Below are 26,270 nucleotides of genomic sequence, written 5' to 3'. Positions count from 1 at the left end.
CAGACATAACAATCCCGGCACAATAAGGAACGCTAATAATTGTGATACCTTCATAAGGGATCGTTATATGCATGATCTGGATATCGCCCTTTTGCGCGCCTTCGTCGTGACCGCCGAATGCGGCAGCGTCAGCGGCGCTGCGCAGCGGCTGGCCAGGACGCAAGCGGCCGTCAGCATGCAGTTGCGCCGGCTGGAGGACGATCTCGGCGCCAAGCTCCTGAACCGCAATGCAAGGGGCATGGACCTGACCGAAGCCGGGCATGTGCTGCTGCCCTATGCGCAGAAGATGCTGGGCCTGAGCGCCGGCGCCCGGCGGGCGCTTGCCGGGCAGGCCGTCCAGGGACCGATCCGCTTCGGCATGATCGAGGATATCGCGGTCGGCTCGCTACCAAAAGCGTTGCAACGGTTTGCCGAATGCCATCCGAATGTCGCGCTCGAACTGACGGTGACCGAAAGCACCGTGTTGTCGGAGAAGCTGTCGCAGGGCCGGCTCGATGTCGCGATCGGCGACCCGGCGCTGATCCGCGGCGAGGCGATCCTTACCTGGCGACTGCCGCTCCGATGGGTCGCGGCGCGCGGTTTCGAGGTGCCGGCGGAAGGGCCTCTGCCACTCATCACCTTCGACGGCGTCTGCACCTGGCGGCAGAAGATGATCGATGCGCTGAAGGGCGGGGATCGCCCCTGGCGCACGGTGCTGACGAGCGCCAGCCTGTCTTCCATCCAGTCGATGATCGAGGCGGGCCTCGGCATAGCCGTTCTCCTCGATCTCAACATCCGTACCAACACGATGCGGGTTCTCGGTGGTGAAGAGGGTCTGCCCCCTGCCCCGGTGATCGAGCTTGGGCTTTTCGCCGCCGACGATCAGGGTCTGGCGTCCCGCCCGGTCTCGGCTCTTTGGGCGTTTCTTTCCGACGAACTGCAAGCGCAGGCCTTGGCAATTGGCCGCGCGGCGTGACCACGCGCGGTTGCGCCCCATTCCATGAACGAAATAAGACGCCCAGCGATTGAAAAACCCCAGGCAAAATTTTACTAAATAAAAATTGCGCCGCGCCCGAAAGGAGGGCCGCGGCGGCGGGCAGGACGTTGGACATGGTAACAATCAAGGAAATCGCTTCGGCTGTCGGGGTCTCTTCGGCGACTGTTTCTCGGGTGCTGAATTACGATCCGACCCTCTCGATCTCCACCAAGAAGCGACAGGCGATCATCGAAACGGCCGAGGCGCTGAATTATGCGACGCCACGCAACCGCGGCCGCGGCGCCGGGGCAATGCAGGGCCTGAAATTCGCGCTGGTGCACTTCCTTCAACCCGCCCAGGAACTGATCGACCCCTATTATGTCGGCGTCCGGCTCGGCATCGAAAACCGCTGTCAGGCGCTGAAGATCGAGGTGGTCAAGGTCTTCCACAACGGCAACCTGCCGGAGGCCGCGATCCTGCAGGGCGCCAGCGGCGTCGTCGCCGTCGGCCACCACTATGGCGAAGAGGTCCATTGGCTGCGCCGGTACAGCCGCCATCTGGTCTTTGCGGACTTTACCCCCGACGATGACGTCGACGACAGCGTGATGAGCGACGTCTCGATCGCGATGAACCGCCTGCTCGACGGCGTTTACGGCATGGGCTACCGCCGCATCGGCTTTCTCGGCTGGATCGACGCTTTCAGAGACAAGGACGACATCCATTCGGAGCGTCGCTGCCGCGCCTTCATACAATGGATGACGAAGGCCGGCCTCTACGATCCCGAACTCTGCATGGTCGAAAAGCTGACGCCCGACAGCGGCTATACGCTCGCCAAGGCGATGCTGTCGAAGCCCAATCCGCCCAAGATCCTCGTCACCTGCAACGACAATATGGCGATCGGCGCTTACCGCGCGATTCACGAAATGGGCCTGCGGATCCCCGACGATGTTGCCGTGGCGAGTTTCAACGACATTCCTGTCGCCCAGTTTCTCGGGCCGCCGCTTTCGACGGTGAAGATCCCCGCCGAAGTGATCGGCGAGACCGCCGTTGACCTCCTGGTCGAGCGGCTGACCGGGCGAGACGTGGCGAAGAAGGTGATCCTCGGAACCGAGATGGTCTGGCGCGGCAGCACGATGGTGAGAGCCGCCGCTCCCGGTGCGTAAAACGGTCGGTAAAAACGCGTGGTAAAAATTTACTGAAATATTGCCTTCTCCAGAATTTTGCGAAATACTCCGCGCCGAGACCAGGAGGAACGTCTCGGGGAACGAATTTCGAGGGAGGAGAAACTATGGACACGCGTACCTATCTGCCGCGCTTTGCCGCCATCGCGCTTGCAGGCGCCAGCTTCTTGGCCGTCACGGCCGCCGAGGCCAAGGAAATCACCATCTGGTGCTGGGATCCGAACTTCAACGTCGCGATCATGAAGGAGGCCGGCGGGCGCTACACCAAGACGCACCCGGACGTGACCTTCAACATTGTCGATTTCGCCAAGGCCGACGTCGAGCAGAAACTGCAGACCGGCCTCTCGTCCGGCACCGCAGACGCCCTGCCGGATATCGTTCTCATCGAGGACTACGGCGCGCAGAAATATCTGCAGTCCTTCCCCGGCGCCTTCGCGCCGCTCTCCGGCACCGTCGATTACTCCGGCTTCGCTCCCTACAAGGTCGAGCTGATGACGCTGGATGGCCAGGTCTACGGCATGCCGTTCGATTCCGGCGTCACCGGTCTCTACTACCGCAAGGACTATCTGGAGCAGGCCGGCTTCAAGCCGGAGGACATGCAAGGCATCACCTGGGATCGCTTCATCGAGATCGGAAAGCAGGTCGAAGCCAAGACCGGCAAGAAAATGATGGGTCTCGACCCGACCGACGCCGGGCTCGTGCGCATCATCATGCAATCGGCCGGGCAATGGTATTTCGACAAGGAAGGCAAGACGAACATCACCGGCAACGCAGCGCTGAAGGCGTCGCTTGAAACGGTCGGCAAGATCATGGCCGCCAACATCTACAAGCCCGCCGCCGGCTGGGCCGACTGGGTCGGTACCTTCACGTCCGGCGATGTCGCCACCGTCATCACCGGCGTCTGGATCACCGGCACCGTCAAGGCGCAGCCGGACCAGTCGGGCAAATGGGGCGTGGCACCGATCCCGGCGCTTTCGATCGACGGCGCGACGCACGCCTCGAACCTCGGCGGCTCGAGCTGGTACGTGCTTGAAAGCTCAGCCGAGAAGGCCGAAGCGATCGACTTCCTGAACGAGGTCTACGCCAAGGACGTCGACTTCTACCAGACGATCCTTACGGACCGCGGCGCCGTCGGCTCACTGCTCGCTGCCCGCGGCGGGGCCGCCTATGGCGAGGCCGATGCCTTCTTCGGTGGCGAAAAGGTCTGGCAGAACTTCTCCGACTGGCTCGCGAAGGTCCCCTCGGTCAACTACGGCGTCTTCACCAACGAGGCGGACACGGCCGTAACCGCACAGCTTCCGGCACTGCAGCAGGGAACGCCCGTCGACGACATCCTGAAGGCAATCGACGCCGAGGTCAGCGCACAGGTCCAGTAATCGCCGCGGCGATTATCTGCATTGCTCCTGGTCGCGGTAAATACGCCGCGGCCAACGGCTCCTGCTATCCATGGGGATGATGATGGCTCTCGCGCGTCGCGGCGGCATCGGCCGATATTACAACGTCAATGGCTGGCTCTTCGTCGCGCCGGCACTCGGGCTGATCGCCCTTTTCATGATCTATCCGATCGTCTGGTCGCTGTGGATGTCGTTCCAGTCCGGCCGCGGCATGATGCTGAAATTCGCCGGCTTTTCGAACATCGTCCGCCTCTGGAACGATCCGGTCTTCATCAAGGCACTGACGAACACGCTGACCTATTTCGTCGTGCAGGTGCCGATCATGATCCTGCTGGCGCTGATCCTTGCGTCGCTGCTCAACAATCCGAAACTCGTCGGCCGCGGCTTCTTCCGCACCGCCATCTTCCTGCCCTGCGTCACCTCGCTGGTTGCTTATTCGGTGCTGTTCAAGGGCATGTTCGCGCTCGACGGGATCGTCAACTCGACGCTCGAGGCGATCGGCCTCATCGCCTCGCCGATCCCGTGGCTGACCCATCCCTTCTGGGCGAAGGTGCTCGTCATCCTCGCCATCACCTGGCGCTGGACCGGCTACAACATGATCTTCTATCTCGCGGCGATGCAGAACATCGACAAGTCGATCTACGAGGTCGCGCGGATAGACGGCGTGCCTGCCTGGGCGCGTTTCACCCACATCACTATCCCGCTGTTGAAGCCCGTCATTCTGTTCACGACGATCATCTCGACGATCGGCACGATCCAGCTCTTCGACGAGGTCTATAACCTCACCGAAGGCAAGGGCGGACCGTCCAACGCCACGCTGACCCTGTCGCTCTATATCTACAACCTGACCTTCCGCTTCATGCCGAATTTCGGCTACGCGGCGACGGTGTCCTATGTGATCGTGGTGCTCGTCGCCCTGCTCGCCTGCCTGCAATTCTTCGCGGCACGGGAGCGCGACCGATGAACAACGGAACCACACGTATCGTCGGCACCATCGTCACCTACGGCTTCGTCGGGCTGATGGCCTTTCTCTCGATCTTTCCCTTCGTCTGGATGCTGCTCGGCGCGACCAATTCTTCGATCGACATCATCAAGGGCAGGATGATGCCGGGCAGCGCGCTTGCCACCAACATCGCCACTTTCTTCACCCAGGTGAACGCACCGCTGGTCTTCTGGAATTCGGCCAAGATCGCCATTCTCGCGACGGTGCTGACGCTCGCCGTGTCGTCGTTGGCTGGCTACGGCTTCGAGATGTTCCGCTCGCGCCACCGCGATAGGATCTACAGCGCCCTTCTGTTGACGATGATGATCCCGTTTGCCGCGCTGATGATCCCGCTGTTCATCATGATGGGCAAGGCGGGGCTGATCAACACGCACCTCGCTGTCGTGCTGCCGACCATCGGCTCTGCCTTCGTCGTCTTCTATTTCCGCCAGACCACCAAGGCCTTCCCGTCGGAACTGCGGGACGCCGCAAAGGTCGACGGGCTCAAGGAATGGCAGATCTTCCTGTTCATCTATGTGCCGGTCATGCGCTCGACCTATGCGGCGGCCTTCATCATCGTCTTCATGACGGCGTGGAACAACTATCTCTGGCCGCTGATCGTGCTGCAGTCGAACGAGCAGAAGACGATCACGCTGGTCATCTCCTCGCTCGCTTCCGCCTACTACCCCGACTACGGCGTCGTCATGGTCGGCACCATTCTCGCGACACTTCCCACCCTCGCCGTCTTCTTCTTCATGCAACGCCAATTCGTCCAGGGAATGCTGGGCTCAGTCAAATAGGAATGATCATGCGTTCTGTTACCTCTTTCAACGATACCTGGATTTTCTCCGAAGGCTTCGATGCGGCGAGCGCTGGCCGCCTGCAGGCAGGCAAATCGGTCAGCCTGCCGCACAATGCGGTGGAATTGCCGTTCAACTATTTCGACGAGGCATCCTATCAGCGCGCCTTCACCTATCAGAAGGTGCTTACCTGGCGTCGCGAGTTCCACGGCCGCGAGGTCTCGCTCGTGTTCGACGCCGCCATGGCCGACGCCGTCGTCTATCTCAACGGCGAGGAGATCATCGCCCACAAGGACGGTTACACGCCCTTTGAAGCAAGACTGACGGATAAGCTGCGGGAAGGCGACAACCTGATCACGGTCAAGATCGACGGCAGCGAAAACCCTGAGATCCCGCCCTTCGGCGGCCGCATCGACTATCTCACCTATGCCGGCATCTATCGCGACGTCTGGCTGAAGGTCACCGATGCCGTTTCGATCGCCAATCTCAAGATCGAAACCCGCGATGCGCTCAGCGATGCCAAGTCCGTCTCGATCCGCTGCGATCTCGGCAATCCGCAAGGCGTCAACTTTGCCGGCACGGTCACGGCACTCCTCAAGGACGCGAACGGCAAGGTGCTGGCGGAAGCAGCCGGTGAAAGCCGCGCCGAGAGCGTCACCCTTGAGATCACGGGCCTGAAGGGCCTCTCGCTCTGGGATATCGACAGCCCCGTTCTCTATGAAGTGGAAGCGCAGCTGCGCAGCGATCGCGGCAGCGACCGGCTGTCGTCACGCTTCGGCTTCCGCACCGCCGAGTTCACCACGGATGGTTTCAAGCTCAACGGACGGCCGCTGAAAATCCGCGGCCTCAACCGCCATCAGGCTTTCCCCTATGTCGGCTACGCCATGGGCCGCACGGCGCAGGAGCGCGATGCCGAGATCCTGAAGAACACGCTGCATTGCAACCTCGTGCGCACCTCGCATTATCCGCAATCCAAGTGGTTCCTCGACCATTGCGACCGCATCGGCCTGCTCGTCTTCGAGGAAATCCCCGGCTGGCAGCATATCGGCGGCGAGGGCTGGAAACAGGAGGCGATCCAAAACGTCCGCCGCATGATCGAGCGCGACTGGAACCACCCGTCGATCATCATCTGGGGCGTGCGCATCAACGAATCCCAGGACTCGCATGATTTCTACGTCGAGACCAACCGGCTCGCACGCGAACTCGACCCCACGCGCCAGACCGGCGGCGTGCGCTACATTACCGACAGCGAATACCTCGAAGACGTCTACACCATGAACGACTTTATCCTCGGCAACGAGGAACTGCCGGGCGCAAACCGCCCGCGCACGGCGCTACGTCCGCAGCAGGAATGCACCGGGCTCACCCGCAAGGTGCCCTATCTCATCACCGAATTCGGCGGCCACATGTTTCCGACGAAGATCTACGACCAGGAACAACGGCAGGCAGAGCATGTGCGCCGGCACCTCGAAGTGCTGAACGCGGCCTATGGCGACCCAAGCATTTCAGGCGCCGTCGGCTGGTGCATGTTCGACTACAACACCCACAAGGACTTCGGCTCCGGCGACCGGATCTGCTATCACGGTGTCATGGACATGTTCCGCCAGCCGAAATTCGCGGCTTATGTCTATGCCAGCCAATGCGAACCGTCGGAGGGCGTGGTGATGAAGCCGGTCACCTTCTGGGCACGCGGCGAGCGCAACATCGGCGGCGTGCTGCCCTTGATCGTGCTCACCAACTGCGACGAGGTCGAGCTGAAATACGGATCGCTCGTCAAGCGCGTCGGCCCCGACCGCGAGAACTTCCCGCATCTACCGCACCCGCCCGTCGTCATCGACCATCGCCACTTCACCAAGGACGAACTCGGCGTCTGGGGCATGAAGTGGGAAGACGCAGCCTTCACCGGCTTTATCGACGGCGAGCCCGTCGCCAACCTGCGCATGGTCGCCGATCCGGTGCCGACGGCGCTGGAAGTCGTCCCCGACAGCACGGCGCTTCGGGCCGAAGGGCGCGACAGCGTGCGGGTGATCGTGCGGGCGCTCGATCAGGCCGGCAACATCCTGCCCTTCCTCAATGACGCGGTCGACGTGACAGTCACCGGCCCTGCCCGCCTGCTCGGCCCCGATCGCCTGATCTTCCAGGGCGGTTCGACCGGCTTCTGGCTGGAAACGACGGGTGCTGCCGGCGGCATCGCCGTCGCGGTGACCTCGACGCGGCTTGGAACCGTAAGGCTGGAGCTTTCGGCAGTGTCGGACGAGGCGGCGGCTGCATGAGCGAACTCCAACTTAAGCACGTCAGAAAGTCCTATGGCAACTTCGAGGTCATCAAGGGTGTAGACCTCGACATCAAGACCGGTGAGTTCGTCGTCTTCGTCGGGCCATCCGGCTGCGGCAAGTCGACCCTGCTTCGGATGATCGCCGGACTGGAGGAGATCACGTCAGGTGATCTCACGATCGGCGGCGAGCGCATGAACGATGTCGATCCGTCGAAACGCGGCATCGCCATGGTGTTCCAGTCCTATGCGCTCTACCCGCATATGACGGTTCGGGAGAACATGGGTTTCGCGCTGCGATTTGCCGGCGTGCCGAAGGCCGAGATCGCACAACGCGTCGGCGAAGCCGCGAACATCCTGGAACTCGGGCCGCTGCTCGACCGCAAGCCAAAACAGCTTTCGGGCGGCCAGCGCCAGCGCGTGGCGATCGGCCGCGCGATCGTGCGGCACCCGAAGATCTTTCTCTTCGACGAGCCGCTCTCGAACCTCGATGCGGAACTGCGCGTGCACATGCGTATCGAGATCGCCAGGCTACACAAGAAGCTTGCAACGACAATCATCTACGTCACCCACGATCAGGTCGAGGCGATGACGCTTGCCGACAAGATCGTCGTCATGCGCGGCGGCGTGGTCGAGCAGGTCGGCTCGCCGCTCGACCTCTACGACGATCCGGCCAATCTCTTCGTCGCCGGTTTCATCGGTTCGCCGAAGATGAACTTTTTGAAGGGGATCGTCGAAACAAACGCGGGCGGGGAGAAACATATCCGCCTGGTGGATTTCGGTAATGCGACGCTGCCGATTGCGGTCAAGGACGTAACGCCCGGCAACACCGTGACCATTGGCATTCGCCCCGAGCATTTCGGCGACAGCGGCTCGGCGAGCCTCGATTTGACGATCGACATGCTGGAGCATCTGGGCGGCGAGACCTTTGCCTATGCCCGGCACGGCGACGGCGAACTGATCATCATCGAAACAAAAAACGGCCGCGGCCTGAAGTCCGGCGACAGCATCGCCGCCCGTTTCGAACCCACAGCCGCTCTGGTGTTCGACGCAGACGGCAGGCGCCTGCGCTAGAAGCTATCCACCATAGGAGGGCGGCGCCACCTGCGAAGATGGCGCCGTTCGTTGTTGTCACGGGAACATGCCCTTCGGTGTCTCACCCTTCAGAAAGGGCTCGATGAAAGCCTCCAACAGTTCCGTCTGGTTGATGACGGCGGTGTGCGACGTCGCCGGCAGGATCGCGAGCCGCGAAGGCGACAGCGGCTTTCCCATGTCGCCCATGGCGCCGCCACCAAGCAGGCGGAACAGTGCCACCGTGTGCTCCAACGTCGCCACATCGGCATCGCCGGCGATGACGAGAACCGGGGTCTTCAGTGCCTTGACATCCGGCTCCCAGGCCATCGGTTCTTTTTCGAGCTGGATCAGCTTCTTGACCAGATCGGGAAACCCATCCGGATTGGCGGCGAGCTTGCGGTAGTCTTCGGCAAAGGGCATGCCGACGAACATCTCGACAGTCATCTGCGGGATGAATGCTTTGAATTCCGGCTGCCAGCCCTCTGCATCGTAGCCGACGGACGCGGCGGCTAGCTTGTTCACCTTGTCCGGATGGCGGATCGCCAGCTGCAGGCCGGCAGCCGCACCCATCGAGTAGCCGAAGACATCGGCCTTCTCCAGCTTCACCGCATCCATGAAGGCGGCGACGTCGTCGGCGAGGTTCGGATAGGTGATCGGGCGATCGATATCGGTGGTGCGGCCATGGCCCTGGAACTCGATTGCATAGACCTTGTGGGTCTCGGCCAGCTTCGGGATGATCGCACCCATCGAGGGAATGTTCATGTAGGCGCCGTGTAGCACGACGAGCGGCTCGCCCTCGCCCGAGACTTCGTAATACATCTTCATGCCGTTGACTTCGACGGTCTCAGCCTCGGCAAAGGCAGTGCCGGACATGAGCAGGGCGCCAGCGATCAAAGCGGTACGAAACATTCTCAATCTCCTTGTTGTCAGCGCGGTTGAGCACCGCCTTCGAGATTAAGACGCATGACGTCGTCATCTCCCGACATCAACAGCCAAGAAAATTTCGCGCATTCGTTGCGGTGCCCAACAAACGCGTCGCGCCTTGGTCCGCCGGCGCTTCAGCCTGACGGGCTGAGGCTCACCCGCAGGGGCGCGAACTGCGATACGGCAAAATCCATGAGCTTTCGCACCCGCGGCAATTCACGTAATTCCGGGTGAACACCGAGCTTCAGCGGCAGAACCGGCGCGGCAACGCCGAGGTCAAGGGCCACAAGGCCATTCCGGCCGGCGGCGATAAAGTGCGGCAGCGTGGCAAGTGCCTGTCCGGTCTCAACCGCACTCAATTGCGAGCGGATCGAATTCGTGCGCAGCAGCACTCTCGCCTCCGGCAAAAGATCTTTCAGCCAGGTCGAGAGCGATACCCGCACAGGCACCTCCACCAGCTCGACAATCGTCTGGTTCCTGCCTTCGCCCGCAACATCCGGATGGCCGAAACGATCAAGGTAGGCCTCTGTTGCAAACAGGCCGTAGGCGACATCGGCAACCTTGCGCTCGACGATATCGTTTTGGTCGAAACTGCCGAAACGCAAGGCGATGTCCGCGTCCCGTCGGGACAGGTTGAAGCGCCGGCCATCGTTCAAAAGGTGAATGCTGACGCCGGGATGCATTGCTGCAAACTTGGTCAGGATCGGCGCCAGGAGGTAGTCTCCGATCCAGTCGAGGCTGGTCACGGTGATGGTGCCTTCAAGTGCGTCGTCCTGCACCGCAAGGCGCCGCTCCACCGCAAGCGCGTTCGCCTCCATGTGCTCGAGCGCAGAAAGGATGGAGAGGCACACGGCGGTCGGCACGAGGCCGCCCGGTTGCCGCTCGAACAGCGTTTTGCGCGTCTTCTGCTCAAAAGCCTCGAGGCGACGGCTGAGCGTCGGTTGCGTGGTGCCCATCGCACGGGCCGCTGCACTCAGCGAGCCGTGGCGGACCAAGTGCTGAACAAGATGGAGTTCTTCCCAGTCCACAGGCACCTCAGGGTTCAGCCGACCGAGGCGGCTCGCCTCGACGGTAATTCATAGGCACTTTCGTGCCCGCCGTCATGCCCCCGTCGATCGGCAGCACCACGCCGGTGATGTAACTCGCCGCATCGGAACAGAGCCAGAGGACACTTGCGGCCACCTCCTCCATCCGGCCAAGCCGGCGCATCGGCGTCGAAAGTGCTGCGTGCCGCTGGATGTCCGCGCCGGCGGCCTCGAGATGGTGGGTGAGGATCGGCCCGGGCGCAACGACATTGATCCGGATGCCCTGGTCGGCATAGTCCAGCGCCGCAGCCTTGCTCAGCCCGATGATCCCGGCCTTCGCACTGACATAGGCGGAAAGCCCGGAGGTGCCGTTGATGCCGGCAACCGACGCCATGTTGACGATCGCACCGCCACCGCCCCTCGCCATCGCCTCGATCTGGTAACGCATGCCGAGAAAGGTGCCGCGAATGTTGGTGCGGATGCCGCGATCGAACCCTTCGATATCGAGATCGGCAAGCGGGGCCGGCATGGTTCCATCCGTCGCATTGTTGAAGGCGGCGTCGAGCCGGCCATAGTGCTGCATCACACTTGCAAGCGCCTGCTTCATGGCACTCTCGTCGCCGACATCGGCAGCGATCGCCAGTGCGTCACCGCCCGCCTCACGGATGGAAACCGCCAACGCCTCGACCGCCGGCTGCGAGCGGGAAAGAAGGACAACGGATGCGCCGGCCTGCGCAAAGGCGCGGGCGGCGGCCGCGCCGATACCCTTGCTGGCGCCTGCGACTAAGGCGACTTTGCCTGCAAATCCCAGATTGTTTGTGTTCATCAACCCGACTCCATCTGACGTTGTCGCACCGTTTCTAGCGCCGGACGGCGACGGCTGCCTCGTGCAGGCGCGTATGCCTCCCATACGGGAACAGACGATCGACTTTCGCTGCGAACGGGCTTTGCCTTTGTCCGGGAGCCCGAATTTCGCCCTGAAGCGTCGACCGGGCCGCAGTTTCGAGAAGCACAGGAGACGATCATGGATGCGACAAGACAAGGAAGATCGGAGCGCAGAACGCGGCTGAAGGCCGAACTCGACCGGGTGATCGCGGAAGCCCTGGATGAACAGCGCATCGTCGGCACAGTCGTCGAGATCCTTATCGACGGCGAGCCCGGCTACCGACATGCCGCCGGGCTTGCGGACCGCGAGACCGACCGGCCGATGACCGAGGACAGCATCTTCCTGCTCTCCTCGGTCGCAAAGCCGATCGTCACGGTCGCCGCTCTCAACCTGGCGCAAAGCGGCACCATCGGTCTCGACGATATCGTGTCGGAATGGCTTCCCGCGTTCAGGCCGCAGCTGCCGGACGGCAGCGAGCCTCGGATAACCCTCCGCCAACTCCTGACGCACAGTGCCGGTTTGAGCTACGTGTTCATGGAGCGAGGCGACGGCCCTTATCGCCGGCACGCCATCAGCAGCGGCCTCGACGACACCGACGATGATCTCACCGCCCTCATCGGCAAGCTCACCGCCATTCCGTTATCCTATCCGCCCGGACACGGCTGGGGCTATTCGATGAGCCTCGACGTGCTTGGCGCCGTTATCGAAGAGGCGACGGGATCAAAGCTGCCGGAGGCGATTGCTACGCTCGTCACACGCCCGATGGGGATGAACGACACCGCCTTTTCCGTGACCGATAAACGCAAGCTCGTGGTCCACTATGGCGATGCCTCGCCGCGGCCACGGCGGCTCGTTGGCGACGACGCGGTCCCCTTCTTTGGCAATCCCGTACGCCTCTCGCCCGGCCGGATCTTCAATCCTCGAGCCTTTCCCTCCGGAGGAGCCGGCATGGCAGGCACGGCCGGCGACGTGATCCGCCTTCTCGAAAGCCTCAGGACCGGACACTCGCCGGTGCTCGACGCCGCCAGCACCCGCTCGATGTTCGACATTCAGGCAAGGACGGGCGGATTGGCCGCCGGCGCCGGGTGGGAGTTCGGTTTCGGCGGCGCCGTGCTTGTCGAACCCGAGATGGCGGGAACACCGCAGTCGCGCGGCACGCTGCAATGGGACGGCGCCTACGGGCACAAGTGGTTCATCGACCCGGCCCGCGGCCTGACAGTCGTTGCGCTCACCAACACCGCTTTTGAGGGCATGAACGGACGCTTCCCGGACGATCTTCGCGACGCCATCTATCGGAGCCTCTAGCCATGCGGAACGCCCCATTTCCCGTCGACCTCGGCCGCTACTTCGCCCGCATCGGTCATGTCGGGCCGCTCTCGCCCGATCTCACAACGCTTGGCAGGATCGTCGCCCGCCATGCCGCGTCGATCCCCTTCGAGGCCATCGACGTGCTTCTCGGCCGTCGGATCGACCTTTCGCCGGCGGCGGTCGACGCCAAGCTCATCGACCGCCGGCGTGGCGGCTATTGCTTCGAGCAGAACGGCCTGTTGCAGCGCGTGCTCACGTCGCTCGGCTACCGGGTGGATCCCTTGATCGCCCGCGTCCTGTGGATGCGCGCCCCGGGCGCGCCGCCGCCGGCCTGGTCGCACATGGCGCTCCGCGTCTTCGTGAACGATGTCGGCTATCTGGTCGATGTCGGCTTCGGCAGTTGCGTGCCGACCGCGCCGCTGCGTTTCGACCGGACCACGCCGCAACCGACGCGGCATGAGCCGTTCCGTCTCAGCCAAACGCTCGATGGCTACGTGCTGGAGGCATTACTTGGTCGTGACTGGGTACCGGTCTACGAGGTATCGCCGAGCATTTGTGGAGAGGACGCGTATCGGATCGCAAACATCGCGACATACACGGATCCGCATTCGCTTTTCCGACAGACCCTGCTGGTGACGTTGACCACCGAGGAGACACGTAACATCCTGCTCGGAAACCGGCTGACGATCCGTGACAGGAACGGCACCGTGACGCGCCAAGAATTCGATGCACCGGCAATCGAATCTGCCCTTATCAACGTCTTCGGATTACCCCTCGACGGCGACTGGCGTCGGGTCGCTGCGCGCGCCGGCGGCGCATTCGAGGCATCCATTCCAACGACATGACGTGAACCCGGCGCCTCGTCTATCGATGGGTGAGGATGTAGCCTTTGAGGATCTCCGCATGATTGCGGGCCTCATCCTTCACGCTGTAAAGCAAAGTCACCGGGCCCTTAGCAATGCGCTGTCGCAACAGGTCAACTGCCTCCGGATTGCCGTCGAGCTCGGCAAGGTAGCGCTCGCGAAACTCTTCCCACGTGCCTTCATCCGCATGGAACCAGCGGCGCAGCTCCGTGGTCGGCGCTATGTCCTTCAGCCAGAGATCGACCGCGGCTTCCGCCTTGGTCAAACCGCGCGGCCAGAGGCGATCGACGAGGACGCGCATCCCGTCGCCATCGGCCCTCGGCTCATAGACACGTTTCGTCTTCAGCTGCATGAACGCCCCTCATTGGTCTTGATTTGAGGACCATAGCTGCCGCCGATTGGCGATCCAAGCGCGAAGGCGCTTGCCGGCAAGCGGTAAGGGGGCGCCTGCCGCCTACACCCCGCGCCTGTTGCCCCAGAGCAGGACGTGCAGCTGCGGCAGGACGCGGGCCTCGAACCAACGATCTTCCGTCACCTTGCCGACAAGCCAGAGCATGCGATCGATGATGCCGTCGATGTCGACTTTGGCGTCGTCGTCGTCAGGGGGTGGAGGCGTATGGTTGCCAGGCTGCAGGTAGAGCGGCAGATGGGGGTACCGGGCCGCCGTATCCCGGGCATAGGCATAGTCGCGCTCGTCGAAAACGACGATCTTCAGCGCCACCTGCGGCCCATCCGCTGCCATTCGAAGACAGTCGTCGAAGGCCCGCCAGTCCGTTTCCATGCCGCTCGACGGCGGCTTCGGGCTCAGCACCAGCGCGTCGAGGTCCGCAAACCAGTCCTTGGCGATGCTGCCCTGCGTTTCCAGCGCGAAGCGATAGCCATCGGCTTTCCCGCGGGCGATCAGGGGCGCCAGCGGCTGGATCGCCGGATTGCCGCCGGAAAGCGAGACCGTCAGCGGCTTGCCACCGGAGAGCGTGACGACCTCGCTCCAGATCTCTTCGACGCCCATCGGCAGCCATTGGTCGCGATACTCGCTGTCGACCGCGTGCAGCGTGTCGCACCAACTGCAGCGATAGTCGCAGCCGCCGGTTCGCACGAACACGGTCGGAAGCCCGATCAGGATGCCCTCGCCCTGGATCGTCGGCCCGAAGATTTCGCTGACACGGATGCGCGTTTCGCCGGGCCCGCTCATGGCCGGTATTCTGCCCAGGTCTTCGGCGTCTCGCTGACACGCACGGCGGAGGTTTCCGGCAGCCTCGCCTTGCACCAGTCGTAAAAGTGCTTCGCCAGACATTCGGCCGTCACCCGGTCGTGGCCGAGAACGTCGTTCAGATGGCGGTGATCGAAACTCTCGTCGATGTAGCGCTTCAGTGGCGAAAGCTCGTGATAGTCGCGCACGAAGCCGTGCTCGTTGAGCTCCGCGCCGGCAAGCTCGACTTCGACGATGTAGTTGTGGCCGTGCAGCCGCGCACATTGATGGTCTGCCGGCAGGCTCTTCAACTGATGCGAGGCGGAGAAATGGAATTCCTTGGTGATCCGGAACATCACTTCACCTCCTCGGCCGCAAAGGCCGACGTCGCCGCCACCCAGAAATCCGGATCTTCGTAGTCGGTCGGATCCGCAACGCCGGCCAGATGGAAGGCCTCGCGCCGCTCGACGCAGGTGCCGCAGCGCCCGCAATGGCGCGCGCCGCCCTTGTAGCAGGACCAGGTCGCTTCGAAGGGCGTCTGATGGCTCGCGCCGTCGGTGACGATATCCGCCTTCGAAATCGTCACATAGGGCGCGTAGAGCGTGATGTCGGCGTAGCCGTCGAGCGCGTGGTTCTGCATCGCCTGAAACGCGTCGATGAAGCCGGGACGGCAGTCGGGATAGATGAAATGGTCGCCGCCATGCACGGCGACGGCCACCGCATCCGCCTTCTGCGCCGCTGCCAACCCGAAGCCGATGGCGAGCATGATGGCGTTGCGGTTCGGAACCACCGTCGCTTTCATCGTTTCCTCGGCGTAGTGGCCGTCGGGCACGTCGACATCGTCCGTCAATGCCGATCCGGTGAGATGGGCGCCGATCGCGCTGATGTCGATGACCTGATGCGGAACGCCGAGCCGCTTGGCACAGGCGGCGGCAAAGTCCAGCTCCTTACGGTGTCGCTGGCCGTAATCGAAGGAGAGCAGGCCAATGAGTTCGTGCTCGGCTGCGACCTTGTGGGCAAGCGATACCGAGTCCAATCCGCCGGAGCAGATGACGATTGTCTTCATGATAGGTGTCCTTGTTTTGACCGGGTAGGCTGCGACCGGATTACGGCGCGCCTTCTAGGGCAAAGCAGGACGGATGGGAAGCATTATGTTGAAGTGCGGGAGAACGCAGCCTCTTCCTGCGTGCCATACACGCGACCGGCGCATTCTCAAACCGAGCCAGAAACGCATGCGTCCCACCCTTAAGTGCAAGGGTGGGACGCGCAAGCTTCAGGCCTTTTCGGGGGTGTTCCGATGACTACTGCTGCAGCCCCGGATAGGCCCATACGCCCGAAACCCGCATCAGATCACGGTAGATGACCAGCCGCTCGTCCGCCCCGACCTTTGCCGCTTCATCCTGGGTTGGCGCGTCCAGTGCATTCAGCGGCACCACTGCCGATGGCAGGTCGCGCTGCTTCAAGGCATCCTCCATGACCGTGCGCGCGCGGCGCATGTGGCTCGAACTGGTCACCAGGATTACCGTGTCGGCCTGATGCCGCACCAGGAGATTGGCGGCATTGATCACATTGCCGATCGTATCTTTCGACTTGTCCTCAATCATGATGCGATCGCGACTGATACCTTTGTCGACCAGCCACTTGGACATGACGTCACCTTCCGTAACGCCATTTTTCGGCACGCCGCCACTCACCATGACGAGCGCTGTCGGGTTGGCCTCGGCGACCTTCAACGTCACCTCGAGACGATCGAGCAAGGTTTGCTGCGCCTTGCCGTCATCGGCGAGCGCGTAGCCCAGCGCGACGATCACGACTTTGCCTGGCACAGTCGGGACGTCGAAGTTCGGCTTTTCAGCCATGATCTGTTCTGCGCGAACAAACCGCTTGCGATACTCTTCCGCTCGCTCGCGATCGAGACCGGCCAGAGCCTGGTGGGCAAGCGCCGCGCCGGTCTCATCGCCACGGATGCGGGCAATTGCCTCAAGCCAGCTTTGCGCATCAAAAGCGGTCGGGTCCTTGCTGAGGATGCTCTGGAAGGTCGCCTGCGCGTCGTCGAGCTTCTTCTGGATGATCTGGGTCGCAGCAACGGCATATTGGAAATCCAACCGCTCAGGCGCGAGCGTCGACGCTTCCTTGAAGGCTTCCTCCACGACATCATATTTGCCATGCAGCGTAATGCCCTTGAAGACTTCGGCTTCCGCCTTTTTGACGTCGCCGCCCGACCAGTAATACTGCATGCCGGTGTCGACCAGCTGTTTTATACGGGCAGCGTTTGCCTGGTCGAAGGCGCCGGCTGGAACCGCTGAAATGAGACACGCTGTCGCTGTCAACAGTCCAAGGAGGCGGCGCCGTGCGCTACCCGCCTTCACCGAACGCGGGGTGCCCGATGCTGTCACGGTCGACCCCAACGGGGCAAAAATGGAACTCGGCTTCATTTAAATCTCCCAGTTTTCCGGTTGCCCGCCGGCTTGCTCGCCCTCGGGCCGATAGCGTTCCGTATTCACTTCCGATTTGGCCCATCTCCTTGCGGCCAGTATTAGAAATACCAAAACATGACCACCTGTCCAGATCGCGGCGGCGCAACTATCCGTAATGGCGACTGAAGCCGGAATAATTCGTGTTACATTTCTTACAGATAGCGCATACAAGTTGCGTTCACGTTCCGAAACAGTCGCTGATTGGCGTTATATTGGTATTATCCAATTGCACGCCATCGCCCGCGCAGCGTGCGTGCGCAATCGCTGAATGACCAGGACGTCATGAACATTGGCTTGCCGGCAGTGATTTCCATGGTTCGGCAAGAGCAAAGCCTGCTTCAACGATCTCGCTGCCGATGGGTAGCCGAAAACCTACTCCGGAGCTCGGGAGTTCGTGGCGGTCGTTGCGCGCCGCGCTGTCGAAGACACCGTAAGGTGAATCGATGCGCTGGCCCGTTTGGATTGTTCGAAGGGATCTGACCTTTGAACTCACGCAAATCCGAAGAGGACGGTTCCGCACGGTTTTTCAGATTTCGCTCTCGATCCGGCCAGCCGCAAACGCAAAATTGCAACGAATGATGCAAACTGATTGCGGCCCGGCGCTGCGGCGCCGGGCCGCAATCTTCTCTACTCATCGTCATGCATGTGCATGCGGATGCTGCCGTTCGTCCCAGACGGCCCAGATCGCGAGCGCGGTCACCAACACCCCAAGGACGACATGCGTCCACATGGGGTTGGGACTGGTCGAGAAACCGAGCAGCCAGGGTGAAGCGATCAGCCAGAGCCCGACGATGAGGCTTGCCCATTCTTCCCATTCCGCAAACATGGCAAGCGTCGCGATAGCCAGAACGCCGAGCACGACGCCGGCGCCCCAAGCGTTCCAGGCCGGAACGCTTTCGACAACGAAACCCATGATCCAGGGAGAGACGAACAGGCAGACGGCAAGAACCAGATTGATCCAGTCCTGTGCTTTCTTTCCTTCCATCAGTGCCATGACAACCTCCACGAATGAAGCTTGGCCAAAGCGTACGATCGCGTGCGGTCGCACGCTCTGAAAACATAATAAATTCAACCGGAACCGCTTTCAAATCTTTTTCGCGTGAGCACGCGGTGGTCGCATGCGCGAAATCAGGCGGCGAACCGACGATCCGCCGCTCTGAATGGGTGTCGAGGGCGCAGCTTTGCGCCGCTTCGCGTGCGTCTAGTAACCGCGCGCAGCACCCGCGCCGATGCGGCTGTCGACTGCGCCATTGTAGCGGGCGCCGCCGCCGGCCTCGATGTCCGAAAGGCTCTCGCCGCCGACGAGGATGCCGGTCGCCTGTCCCCAGATCGTCCAGCTTTCATCGATCTGGACATTGTGGCCCATGGCCGACAGCAGCTTGCGGGTATCTGGCGAGAGCGCATAGGGCTCCATGAACACCTTGTCCGGCAGCCACTGGTGATGGACGCGCGGCGCGTCGACCGCTTCCTGGATGTTCATGCCGTGGTCGATGACGTTGAGTATCGCTTCGAGCGTGATGGTGATGATGCGTGCACCGCCGGGGCTGCCGATCACCATGAAGGGCTTGCCGTCCTTGGAGATGATCGTCGGGCTCATCGATGACAGCGGCGTCTTTCCGGGCGCGATCGCATTGGCCTCGCCCTGCACCAGACCGTAGAGATTGGGCACGCCTGGCTTGGCGGTGAAATCATCCATCTCGTTGTTGAGCAGGATGCCGGTTCCGGGCGCCACGACGCCGGCGCCGAAGGAGCCGTTCAGCGTATAGGTGACGGCAACCGCATTGCCCTCGTCGTCGATGATCGAATAGTGCGTCGTCTCCTTGCTTTCGCCGAAACCCTTGGGGATCAGCGTGGCGGAAACGCCGGCGCGGAACGGATCGATCTTGTCGCGGATGTCCTTGGCATAGGCCTTGTCGGTGAGCTTGGCGACGGGGTTCTCGACGAAATCAGGATCGCCGAGCGACGTGTTGCGGTCGACATAGGCGTGGCGCATGGCCTCGATCATCACATGCACGGTGTCGGCGGCGCCATAGCCCATGTAGGAAATGGGGTAGCCTTCGAGAACGTTGAGGATTTCGCAGATGATCACGCCACCGGAGGATGGCGGCGGCGAGGAGACGATGTCATAGCCGCGGTAGTTGCACTTGACCGGCTCCAGTTCGCGCACGGCGTAGCGCTCGAAATCTGCCTTGACGAGCACGCCGCCTTTCTCCGCGCTCGCCTTGACGATCTGGTCGGCGATCGCGCCCTTGTAGAAGGCGTCGGTGCCCTTCTCGGCGATGCTCGAAAGCGATGCGGCAAGATCGGCCTGGATCAGCTTCTCGCCGGCGACGAACGGCTTGCCGTCCTTCAGGAAGATCGCGGCCGCGGCCGGGTCCTTGGCGAGCCTGTCCGTTTCGCCCTCGAAGGAATCGATATCGCCCTGCTCCAGCACGAAGCCGTCTTTGGCAAGCGCGATCGCCGGAGCGATCAATTCGGCAAGCGGCTTGGTGCCATAGCGGCTGCGCGCCATTTCGAAGCCCAGGACCGGACCGGGAACGCCGACGGCGAGATAGCCCTCGGTACTCAGGCCGTCGACGACATTGCCCTTGGCGTCGAGGTACATGGTCTTGGTCGCGGCTTGAGGCGCCCGCTCGCGGAAATCGAGGAACGTCGTCTTGCCGTCCTTGAAGCGGATGGTCATGAAACCGCCGCCGCCGATATTGCCGGCGGTCGGATAGGTGACGGCAAGCGCATAGCCGACGGCAACGGCTGCATCCACGGCATTGCCACCGCTTTTCAGCACGGCAACACCGATATCGGATGCCAGGTGCTGGGCGGTGACCACCATGCCGTGCTCCGCCTTCACGGGCTCGGGTGAAGCCGCCTGCACCGCCCAGGGCGTCAGGCTCGATGCAAAGAGCAACGTAATCGACAGGGTCTTCAAGCGGAAACTCGGCATGCGTCTCTCCCTCGCAGGCTCGCGGCGCATTGCCAGATTTCAATGACCGTGGTCTCGCCGCGTCGAGCGCGGTGGCAACGATCGTTCGGTAGGGGCAAGCACCTGATATGGACGGCTATGAAGTGCGGGAAGTATAGTCACGCTCAATCGACGATGGCAAATCACGCCTGACGTTCCACGACACCCCTACGCCTGACCGGCCACTGCGTCGGGTCCCCCAGTCGACAGAAAAGCCGTGCCGCTCAGGCGGCATCGGCAAGGATCAGATCGGCACCTTTCTCCGCAACCATCATCGTCGGCGCGTTGATGTTGCCCGCGGTGATGTTGGGGAAGATCGAGGCGTCGACGACGCGGAGACCGGGCACGCCGTGAACCTTCAGGCGGCTGTCGACCACCGAACTCTCCTGCTCCGGCCCCATCGCGCAGGTGCCGCAAAGATGGTAGATCGAGCCGGAGTTTTCGCGGAAATAGTCCATCAGCGCTTCGTCGCTTTCCACGCGCGGCGCCGGCGAAATCTCTTCCGCCGTCAACGATGAGAGTGCCGAGGCCGACGCGATCCGGCGGACAAGCCGGCTTCCCTGCAGCACTTCGTCGATGTCGCGATCGGTCGTCAGGTAGTTCGGCCGGATCAGCGGTTTCACCGAGGGGTCGCCGGACGCAATCGAGATGCTGCCGCGGCTCGTCGGCCGGCAGGAATTGAAGCAGATCAGGTAGCCGGGATAGGGCTCCGGCTTCAGCCCGGCCTTCGGATCCGTCGGGATGCGGTAGGAGAGCGGGTTGAAATAGAGCTGGATGTTCGGCCGCTCTTCGTCGGGCCGGCCGCGGAAGAAACCGCCCGCCTGGTTGACGCTCATCGAGAACGGTCCTTTGCCGGTCAAGAGATACTGCAGACCGAGACGCATCTGGCCGAACAGACTGCCGAACTCGTCGTTGAGCGTCGGGATCGTCGCGCGATAATAGAAGCTGGCGCAGAGATGATCCTGCAGGTTCAAGCCGACCGACGGCAGATGCCGGCGCGTTTCGACCCCGAGCAACGACAGCTGCTTGCCGTCGCCAATGCCCGAGACCTGCAGCAGCTGCGGGCTACCGACCGCACCGGCGGCCAGGATGACCTCGCGCCCCGCCGTGAAGCGACGCCGCGTCCCATTCTGGATGACATCGACACCGGTCACGCGTCCGTCTTCGCCGAAGACCAGCTTTTCTGCCTGCGCGTAGCGTTCGATCGTGAGATTGGGACGCTTGAGGGCGGGCCTCAGATACTCCGCGCTCGAATGCGAGCGGCGGCCGTTGTTGGTGTTGACGTCGTAGACGCCGGCGCCCTCGATCGAGGCGCCGTTGAAATCCTCGTTCAGCGGCAGCTGCAACGATCCGCAGCTTTCGAGGAAAGCGTCGGTGATCGGGTGCGTCATGCCGCGCATCGGGGTGATGTGGATCGGGCCTTCGCCGCCGTGCCATTCGGACGATCCGCGCGCATGGGTTTCGAGCCGGCGGAAATAGGGCAGGACATCGTCATAGCCCCAGCCCGTATTGCCGGCGTTTTTCCAGTCGTCGAAGTCGTCGCGCGCGCCACGCACATAGATCATCGCATTGATCGAGCCGGATCCGCCCTGGACCTTGCCACGCGGCACGTAGATGCTGCGATCCTGAAGCTCGGCCTCCGGCTCGCTCGAATACATCCAGTTGACCTGGGGATTGTAGTAGCTGCGGGCGTAGCCGACCGGGATCTTGAACCAGAAGGAATTGTCGTTGCCGCCAGCCTCGATCAAAAGCACCCTGTGGCGACCATTTTCGCTGAGCCGGCTCGCAAGAATGCAGCCGGCCGACCCGGCGCCGACGATGATGTAGTCGTAGATCATCTGCATGTCCTATAGTCGGAGTTATCCGCGTGCCGGCGCGAAGGCCTTCACGTCCGCCGGCCGGCTGTCCATCTGCAGGTGCAGGCGCTCGCCGGTGTACGGCGTGTGCTTTTCGACGACGTCCATGTTGAGCTCGATGCCAAGGCCAGGCTCGCGCGACGGGATGATGTAGCCATCCTCGACGGCGAGCTTGGTCTTCAGCACATCCGCATGAAATCCGCTGAAATCGAGGATCGCCTCATGGATGAGGAAGTTCGGCGACGCAGCTGACAGCTGGATACTGGCCGCAGCCCCGACCGGGCCGTTATAGAGATGCGGGGCGATCTGGGCGTAATAGGCTTCTGCCATGCCGGCGATCTTCTTCGCTTCGAGAAGCCCGCCGACGCGTGCGACGTTCATCTGCAGGATCGAGGCAGCCTTCAGTTCGAGGACGCGCTGGAACTCGTACTTGGTCGTCAGGCGCTCGCCGGTCGAAATCGGGATCGAGGTCGCGCGCGCCACCTCTGCCATCGCCGCTTCCTGTCCGGGAGGAACCGGTTCTTCGAACCAGAGCGGGTCGTATTTTTCGAGACGCCGCGCCAGCCGGATCGCCGAGGACGGCACCATCTGGCCGTGCGTGCCGAAGAGCAGATCGGCGCTGCTTCCAACGGCGTCACGGATCTTGCGGCAGAATTCCTCCGAGCGGTCCATCACGCCGAGCGAAAGCTGGTGGCCGGAATAGTTGGTGTAGGGACCGGCCGGGTCGAACTTGACGGCGGTGAAGCCCATCTCGACCATTTCGACGGCGCATCCGGCGGCGAGATCCGGATCGTTGAAGTCGAACTCTCCAGCCGCGTTCTTCGGGTAGAGATAGGTGTAGGCGCGGAGCTTCTCGTGCACGGTGCCGCCGAGCAGGTCCGCGACGGGCCGGCCGGCGGCCTTGCCGATGATATCCCAGCAGGCGATTTCGAGACCCGAGACGATGCCCATCATCGTCGGGTCGGGGCGCTGGGTGAAGCCGCTCGAATAGGCCGAGCGCCAGAAGCGCTCGATCTGGTGCGGATCATGGCCGAGCAGATGCCGCTCGAAGACGTCTTCGATCAGCGGCGTCAGCGCCTTTGGATGGAACGAGGTCGCGTAGATCTCGCCGATGCCCTCGATGCCGCAGGCGGTCGTGAGGCGCACGAAGATCCAGTACATTCCGCCCACATGCGGCGGCGGGACGGCGACGGCATAGGTCTTGAGAGACGCGATCTTCATTTGTGTCATCCCTTTTTCTTGAGGCGGGCCATCAGCACCAGGGTGGCGATGGCGCCGAGGACGCAGATGGCGGCGATGTAGCCGAAATAGAACTGGTAGCCGGCGATGCCCGGATAACGGTCTGAGAGGTATCCGTTGACGAGCGGCAGGTAGGTGTCGGGCGCGTAGCCGACGAGCGAGATGATGCCGATCGCAAGGCCGGTGATGTTGGCCGGCACGTGGCAATCGTCGAGGATCGCCCAGTAGAGGCCACGGATCGTATAGGTGATGAGGCCGACGAGCAGCACCAGCCCGACGAAGAGGACCGTCGAGCCGATGCCCGGCAGGGCGATCATCGCCACGAGGCTGGCGGCTGCCACGATGAAACTCAGGAGCAGGATCGCGGTCTTGCCAAAGCGGTCGCCGAGCAGGCCGCCGCCGATGCCCCCGACCGGGCGCAGCCAGAGCTTGATCGTGACGATCAGGCCGGCCATGGCGGCGGAAATGCCGAAGCCGCCTTCCTGCAGATAGGCCGAGAAGCTGTAGGTCGCGAGGAACACGTGATAGCCGCAGAAGATGATGGCGGCGACGAGCCAGACCTCGGGGATACGGAGCAGCGTCTTGATGTCGGCAAGCAGGTTGCCTTCGCGCTTGCGCGCGCCTTTCTCGACAGCGACGGGCTGCGACACGGCGAAATAGGCGATGCCGACGACGATGCAGAAAACGGCATAGAGCAGCACGACATCACGGAAACCCATGGCAAGCCCGGCACCGCGCGTTTCCGTCGTGAAGACGAAGAGCGCGATGGCGACGCTGGCAAGCAGCGCCTCGACCAGGCCACGGCCGCCGTCGAGAATGCCGAAGAAGCGTCCCTGCTCATTGGCGCCGGCGATCAGGTTCACCTGCTTCAGCGTCGCCGCCCAGAACGTCAGGCCCGTCGTGACGCCGAAGCCGCAATAGATAACGAGAAGCGATGAGTAGCCGGGCAGCGTCGCATACCAGAGGCCGAGCAGTCCCGTGCCGACCATGGAAACGAGGATCAGGATGCGCGGCTGGACGCGGTCGGCGAGCCAGCCGCTCGGCAGGTAGCCGACCAGGAAGCTGGTGCCGAGAATGGAATAGAGAACGCCAAGCTCGGTGTTGGTAAGCTTAAGCACCTCCAGCATCGTCGTCTGGTAGGACTGGCGCAGGTAGAGGATCGGATAGATCGCGCCGGCGGCGATCACGATCAGCGCCAGTTGCAGGTAACGGCTGCGGGCCGACACGGACGGCGCAGCGATTTCTGTTTCGGAAATTGAGCTCAAGGGTAGTCTCCTCCCCGACCGATGGCGGGAGCATGCCATCGGCCCGGTCTTGATGTTGATGTCCGAACAATTCCGGTTCCCGTCCGGAATTGCGTCATTTCAAATGATCAGTGTTTCAGGACGACGAGGCGCGTCTGGGTGAATTCCAGCATCCCGTGCTTGCCGTCGTCGCCGCCGAGGCCCGAGCGTTTCCAACCGGCGTGGAAGCCCTGATAGGGGTCCGCCGGGAAACGGTTGACGTAGAGTTCGCCGGCCTCGATGGCGTCGCTGGTGCGCATGACGGTGCGATAGTTCTCGGTGAAGAGTACCGAGCTCAGGCCGAACTGATGGTCGCTCGCCAGCGCCAGCGCTTCCTCGAAGGTCGAGTAGCGGATCACCGCGAGAACAGGCCCGAAGACCTCCTCGCGCACGATCTCCATCTCCTGGCGGCAGCCGGAAATCAGCGTCGGCGGATAGAAGTAGCCCGGTCCTTCCGGCAGGTAACCGCCGGTCTCGACCGTTCCGCCTTCCGCCCGCGCCTGCTCGACCATTTCATGCACGCGTTTCTGCGCGGCGGCGTTGGCGAGCGGGCCCATGCGGGTCGCATCCTCTGCGCGGTCGCCGAAGGCGCGGGCAGCGAAACCTTCGCGCAGCTTGGCGAGCAGCGTGTCATGCACGCTTTCGTGTACATAGAGCCGCTCGGCACTGGTGCAGACCTGGCCGCAATGGGCGGTCTTGGCGGCGATGATCGCCTGTGCCACAGCATCGAGATCCGCATCCGGCTCGACGATGACGGGGGTCTTGCCGCCGAGTTCGAGAGAGGGCTTGGCGATGTTTTCCTTGCAGTAGTCGAGCACGATGCGGCCGGCCGAAACGCTGCCGGTCAGCGTGATCATGCCGACGCCGGGATGGGTGCAGAGCGTCTTCGCGACGTCATGCGACATCGTGAGGATGTTGACGAGACCTTCCGGCAGGCCGGCCTCGACGATCGCTTCGGCAAAAACGAAGGCGGATGTCGGCGTATTGTTGCTCGGCCGTACGACAACGGCGTTTCCTGCAATCAGCGCCGGGGCGATTTTGCGCACCAGTGTGTAGATCGGATAGTTGAACGGGATCAGCCCGGCAACGACGCCGATCGGAACGCGCTTCAAGAGCAGCGTTTCACCGGGATTGTCGCTCTCGATCACTTCGCCCTCGATGCGGCGCGCCCATTCGGCGTGGTAGCGCATCAGTTCGGCGCCGTAGATGACTTCCGCGGTCGCGTCGGCGAGGCTCTTGCCCGACTCTTTCGCCAGGGCAGCGCCGATGGTCTCAGCCCGGCTTTCCAGCACCGTCGCCAGTCGACGCAGCGCATCGCCACGCTGGATGGCCGGCAGTGCCGCCCAGGCGCGTTGCGCCTTCATGGCTGCCTCGACCGCCGCTGTTGCTTCCTCATCCGTTGCTGCCGGCACCGATGTGAAGACCTGGCCTGTCGCCGGATTACGGACGTCGATCGTCACCGCAGACGTGCTTTCGATGAAACGACCGCCGGAAAAATTGCGATAGGGGCTCATGGCATCTCGGATGTGTTGGCCGCGGCTCCGGGCGCCAAAGGCGCGCAGGACAAGCGGACTGCGCGGGAGAGAGCACAATGAGCGACGGC

The 26,270-nt window shown here is 62.7% G+C and carries 23 protein-coding genes; 9 read left to right on the top strand and 14 right to left on the bottom strand.

All coding sequences use genetic code 11. The features are described from left to right. The first annotated feature begins 67 nt into the window (after positions 1 to 67). The 7 genes from ASE71_RS02975 (at position 68) to ASE71_RS02945 (ending at position 8,658) form a co-directional block, all read left to right on the top strand. Positions 68 to 955 (top strand): LysR family transcriptional regulator, encoded by an 888-nt coding sequence (locus ASE71_RS02975; protein ID WP_060519341.1) that lies wholly within the window; start codon positions 68 to 70, stop codon positions 953 to 955. A 134-nt stretch (positions 956 to 1,089) separates the two neighbouring features. Further along, positions 1,090 to 2,118 (top strand): LacI family DNA-binding transcriptional regulator, encoded by a 1,029-nt coding sequence (locus ASE71_RS02970; RefSeq protein ID WP_060519338.1) that lies wholly within the window; start codon positions 1,090 to 1,092, stop codon positions 2,116 to 2,118. Positions 2,119 to 2,243: 125 nt separating this feature from the next. Beyond that, on the top strand, positions 2,244 to 3,512 hold the full coding sequence (locus ASE71_RS02965) for an ABC transporter substrate-binding protein (RefSeq protein WP_060519337.1): 1,269 nt from the start codon (positions 2,244 to 2,246) through the stop codon (positions 3,510 to 3,512). Positions 3,513 to 3,594: 82 nt separating this feature from the next. Further along, positions 3,595 to 4,494 carry a carbohydrate ABC transporter permease gene (locus ASE71_RS02960; protein ID WP_060519380.1) on the top strand — a complete coding sequence of 300 codons (900 nt, stop codon included), beginning with the start codon at positions 3,595 to 3,597 and terminating at the stop codon, positions 4,492 to 4,494. Beyond that, the gene (locus ASE71_RS02955; protein ID WP_051659165.1) at positions 4,491 to 5,312 is read left to right on the top strand and encodes a carbohydrate ABC transporter permease; all 822 of its coding nucleotides are present in this window, start codon (positions 4,491 to 4,493) and stop codon (positions 5,310 to 5,312) included. The genes ASE71_RS02960 and ASE71_RS02955 overlap by 4 nt, the downstream gene beginning before the upstream one ends. A gap of 8 nt (positions 5,313 to 5,320) precedes the next feature. Continuing rightward, positions 5,321 to 7,585, top strand: a complete 2,265-nt coding sequence (locus tag ASE71_RS02950) for a glycoside hydrolase family 2 protein (RefSeq protein WP_060519379.1) — start codon at positions 5,321 to 5,323, stop codon at positions 7,583 to 7,585. Further along, positions 7,582 to 8,658: an ABC transporter ATP-binding protein gene (locus tag ASE71_RS02945; protein ID WP_060519335.1), complete on the top strand. Its 1,077-nt coding sequence runs from the start codon at positions 7,582 to 7,584 to the stop codon at positions 8,656 to 8,658. The genes ASE71_RS02950 and ASE71_RS02945 overlap by 4 nt, the downstream gene beginning before the upstream one ends. Before the next feature lie 57 nt (positions 8,659 to 8,715). Here ASE71_RS02945 and ASE71_RS02940 read toward each other — a convergent pair whose 3' ends face one another. The 3 genes from ASE71_RS02940 to ASE71_RS02930 all read right to left on the bottom strand — a co-directional run bounded on the left by ASE71_RS02940 (position 8,716) and on the right by ASE71_RS02930 (position 11,433). After that, entirely contained in the window at positions 8,716 to 9,567 is an 852-nt protein-coding gene (locus tag ASE71_RS02940; RefSeq protein ID WP_060519334.1) for an alpha/beta fold hydrolase, read from the bottom strand. 149 nt (positions 9,568 to 9,716) lie between these two features. Then, a complete protein-coding gene (locus tag ASE71_RS02935; protein WP_060634935.1) occupies positions 9,717 to 10,610 on the bottom strand; it encodes a LysR family transcriptional regulator in 894 nt (297 codons plus the stop codon). Between the two features lie 7 nt (positions 10,611 to 10,617). Then, entirely contained in the window at positions 10,618 to 11,433 is an 816-nt protein-coding gene (locus ASE71_RS02930) for an SDR family NAD(P)-dependent oxidoreductase (protein WP_060519331.1), read from the bottom strand. Between the two features lie 198 nt (positions 11,434 to 11,631). Here ASE71_RS02930 and ASE71_RS02925 point away from each other — a divergent pair, with 198 nt between their 5' ends. Both ASE71_RS02925 and ASE71_RS02920 read left to right on the top strand, forming a co-directional pair. After that, a complete protein-coding gene (locus ASE71_RS02925; protein WP_060519329.1) occupies positions 11,632 to 12,798 on the top strand; it encodes a serine hydrolase domain-containing protein in 1,167 nt (388 codons plus the stop codon). Positions 12,799 to 12,800: 2 nt separating this feature from the next. After that, the gene (locus tag ASE71_RS02920) at positions 12,801 to 13,646 is read left to right on the top strand and encodes an arylamine N-acetyltransferase family protein (protein WP_060519327.1); all 846 of its coding nucleotides are present in this window, start codon (positions 12,801 to 12,803) and stop codon (positions 13,644 to 13,646) included. A 19-nt stretch (positions 13,647 to 13,665) separates the two neighbouring features. On the opposite strand, the gene ASE71_RS02915 is transcribed toward ASE71_RS02920, so the two are convergent. From ASE71_RS02915 to aldA, 11 genes are all read right to left on the bottom strand, one after another. Then, a complete protein-coding gene (locus tag ASE71_RS02915; protein WP_060519325.1) occupies positions 13,666 to 14,016 on the bottom strand; it encodes a DUF488 domain-containing protein in 351 nt (116 codons plus the stop codon). A 102-nt stretch (positions 14,017 to 14,118) separates the two neighbouring features. Then, positions 14,119 to 14,856, bottom strand: a complete 738-nt coding sequence (gene queE / locus ASE71_RS02910; protein WP_060519323.1) for a 7-carboxy-7-deazaguanine synthase QueE — start codon at positions 14,854 to 14,856, stop codon at positions 14,119 to 14,121. Further along, a complete protein-coding gene (gene queD, locus ASE71_RS02905; RefSeq protein WP_060519321.1) occupies positions 14,853 to 15,209 on the bottom strand; it encodes a 6-carboxytetrahydropterin synthase QueD in 357 nt (118 codons plus the stop codon). Before queD ends, queE begins: the two co-directional genes overlap by 4 nt. Then, positions 15,209 to 15,919, bottom strand: coding sequence for a 7-cyano-7-deazaguanine synthase QueC (gene queC, locus ASE71_RS02900; protein ID WP_060519319.1), 711 nt, complete (start codon positions 15,917 to 15,919; stop codon positions 15,209 to 15,211). Before queC ends, queD begins: the two co-directional genes overlap by 1 nt. Positions 15,920 to 16,154: 235 nt before the next feature. Beyond that, on the bottom strand, positions 16,155 to 17,288 hold the full coding sequence (locus ASE71_RS02895; RefSeq protein WP_082566249.1) for a YdcF family protein: 1,134 nt from the start codon (positions 17,286 to 17,288) through the stop codon (positions 16,155 to 16,157). Between the two features lie 679 nt (positions 17,289 to 17,967). Further along, positions 17,968 to 18,324, bottom strand: coding sequence for an SPW repeat protein (locus tag ASE71_RS02890; protein ID WP_034789629.1), 357 nt, complete (start codon positions 18,322 to 18,324; stop codon positions 17,968 to 17,970). A gap of 207 nt (positions 18,325 to 18,531) precedes the next feature. Beyond that, a complete protein-coding gene (gene ggt, locus ASE71_RS02885; protein WP_060519315.1) occupies positions 18,532 to 20,271 on the bottom strand; it encodes a gamma-glutamyltransferase in 1,740 nt (579 codons plus the stop codon). 242 nt (positions 20,272 to 20,513) lie between these two features. Continuing rightward, positions 20,514 to 22,127 carry a GMC family oxidoreductase gene (locus ASE71_RS02880; RefSeq protein WP_060519375.1) on the bottom strand — a complete coding sequence of 538 codons (1,614 nt, stop codon included), beginning with the start codon at positions 22,125 to 22,127 and terminating at the stop codon, positions 20,514 to 20,516. Between the two features lie 21 nt (positions 22,128 to 22,148). Next, on the bottom strand, positions 22,149 to 23,366 hold the full coding sequence (locus ASE71_RS02875) for a mandelate racemase/muconate lactonizing enzyme family protein (protein ID WP_034789633.1): 1,218 nt from the start codon (positions 23,364 to 23,366) through the stop codon (positions 22,149 to 22,151). Positions 23,367 to 23,371: 5 nt separating this feature from the next. Continuing rightward, the gene (locus ASE71_RS02870) at positions 23,372 to 24,649 is read right to left on the bottom strand and encodes an MFS transporter (RefSeq protein WP_200949915.1); all 1,278 of its coding nucleotides are present in this window, start codon (positions 24,647 to 24,649) and stop codon (positions 23,372 to 23,374) included. Positions 24,650 to 24,756: 107 nt separating this feature from the next. Further along, entirely contained in the window at positions 24,757 to 26,181 is a 1,425-nt protein-coding gene (gene aldA / locus ASE71_RS02865; RefSeq protein ID WP_060519311.1) for an aldehyde dehydrogenase, read from the bottom strand. Positions 26,182 to 26,270 lie beyond the last annotated feature (89 nt).

The organism is Ensifer sp. Root954, assembly GCF_001429005.1.
In the GTDB taxonomy this organism is placed as follows: domain Bacteria; phylum Pseudomonadota; class Alphaproteobacteria; order Rhizobiales; family Rhizobiaceae; genus Ensifer; species Ensifer adhaerens.
Note: the sequence above shows the minus strand (reverse complement) of the source record. Positions and strands in the feature narration are given on the sequence as shown.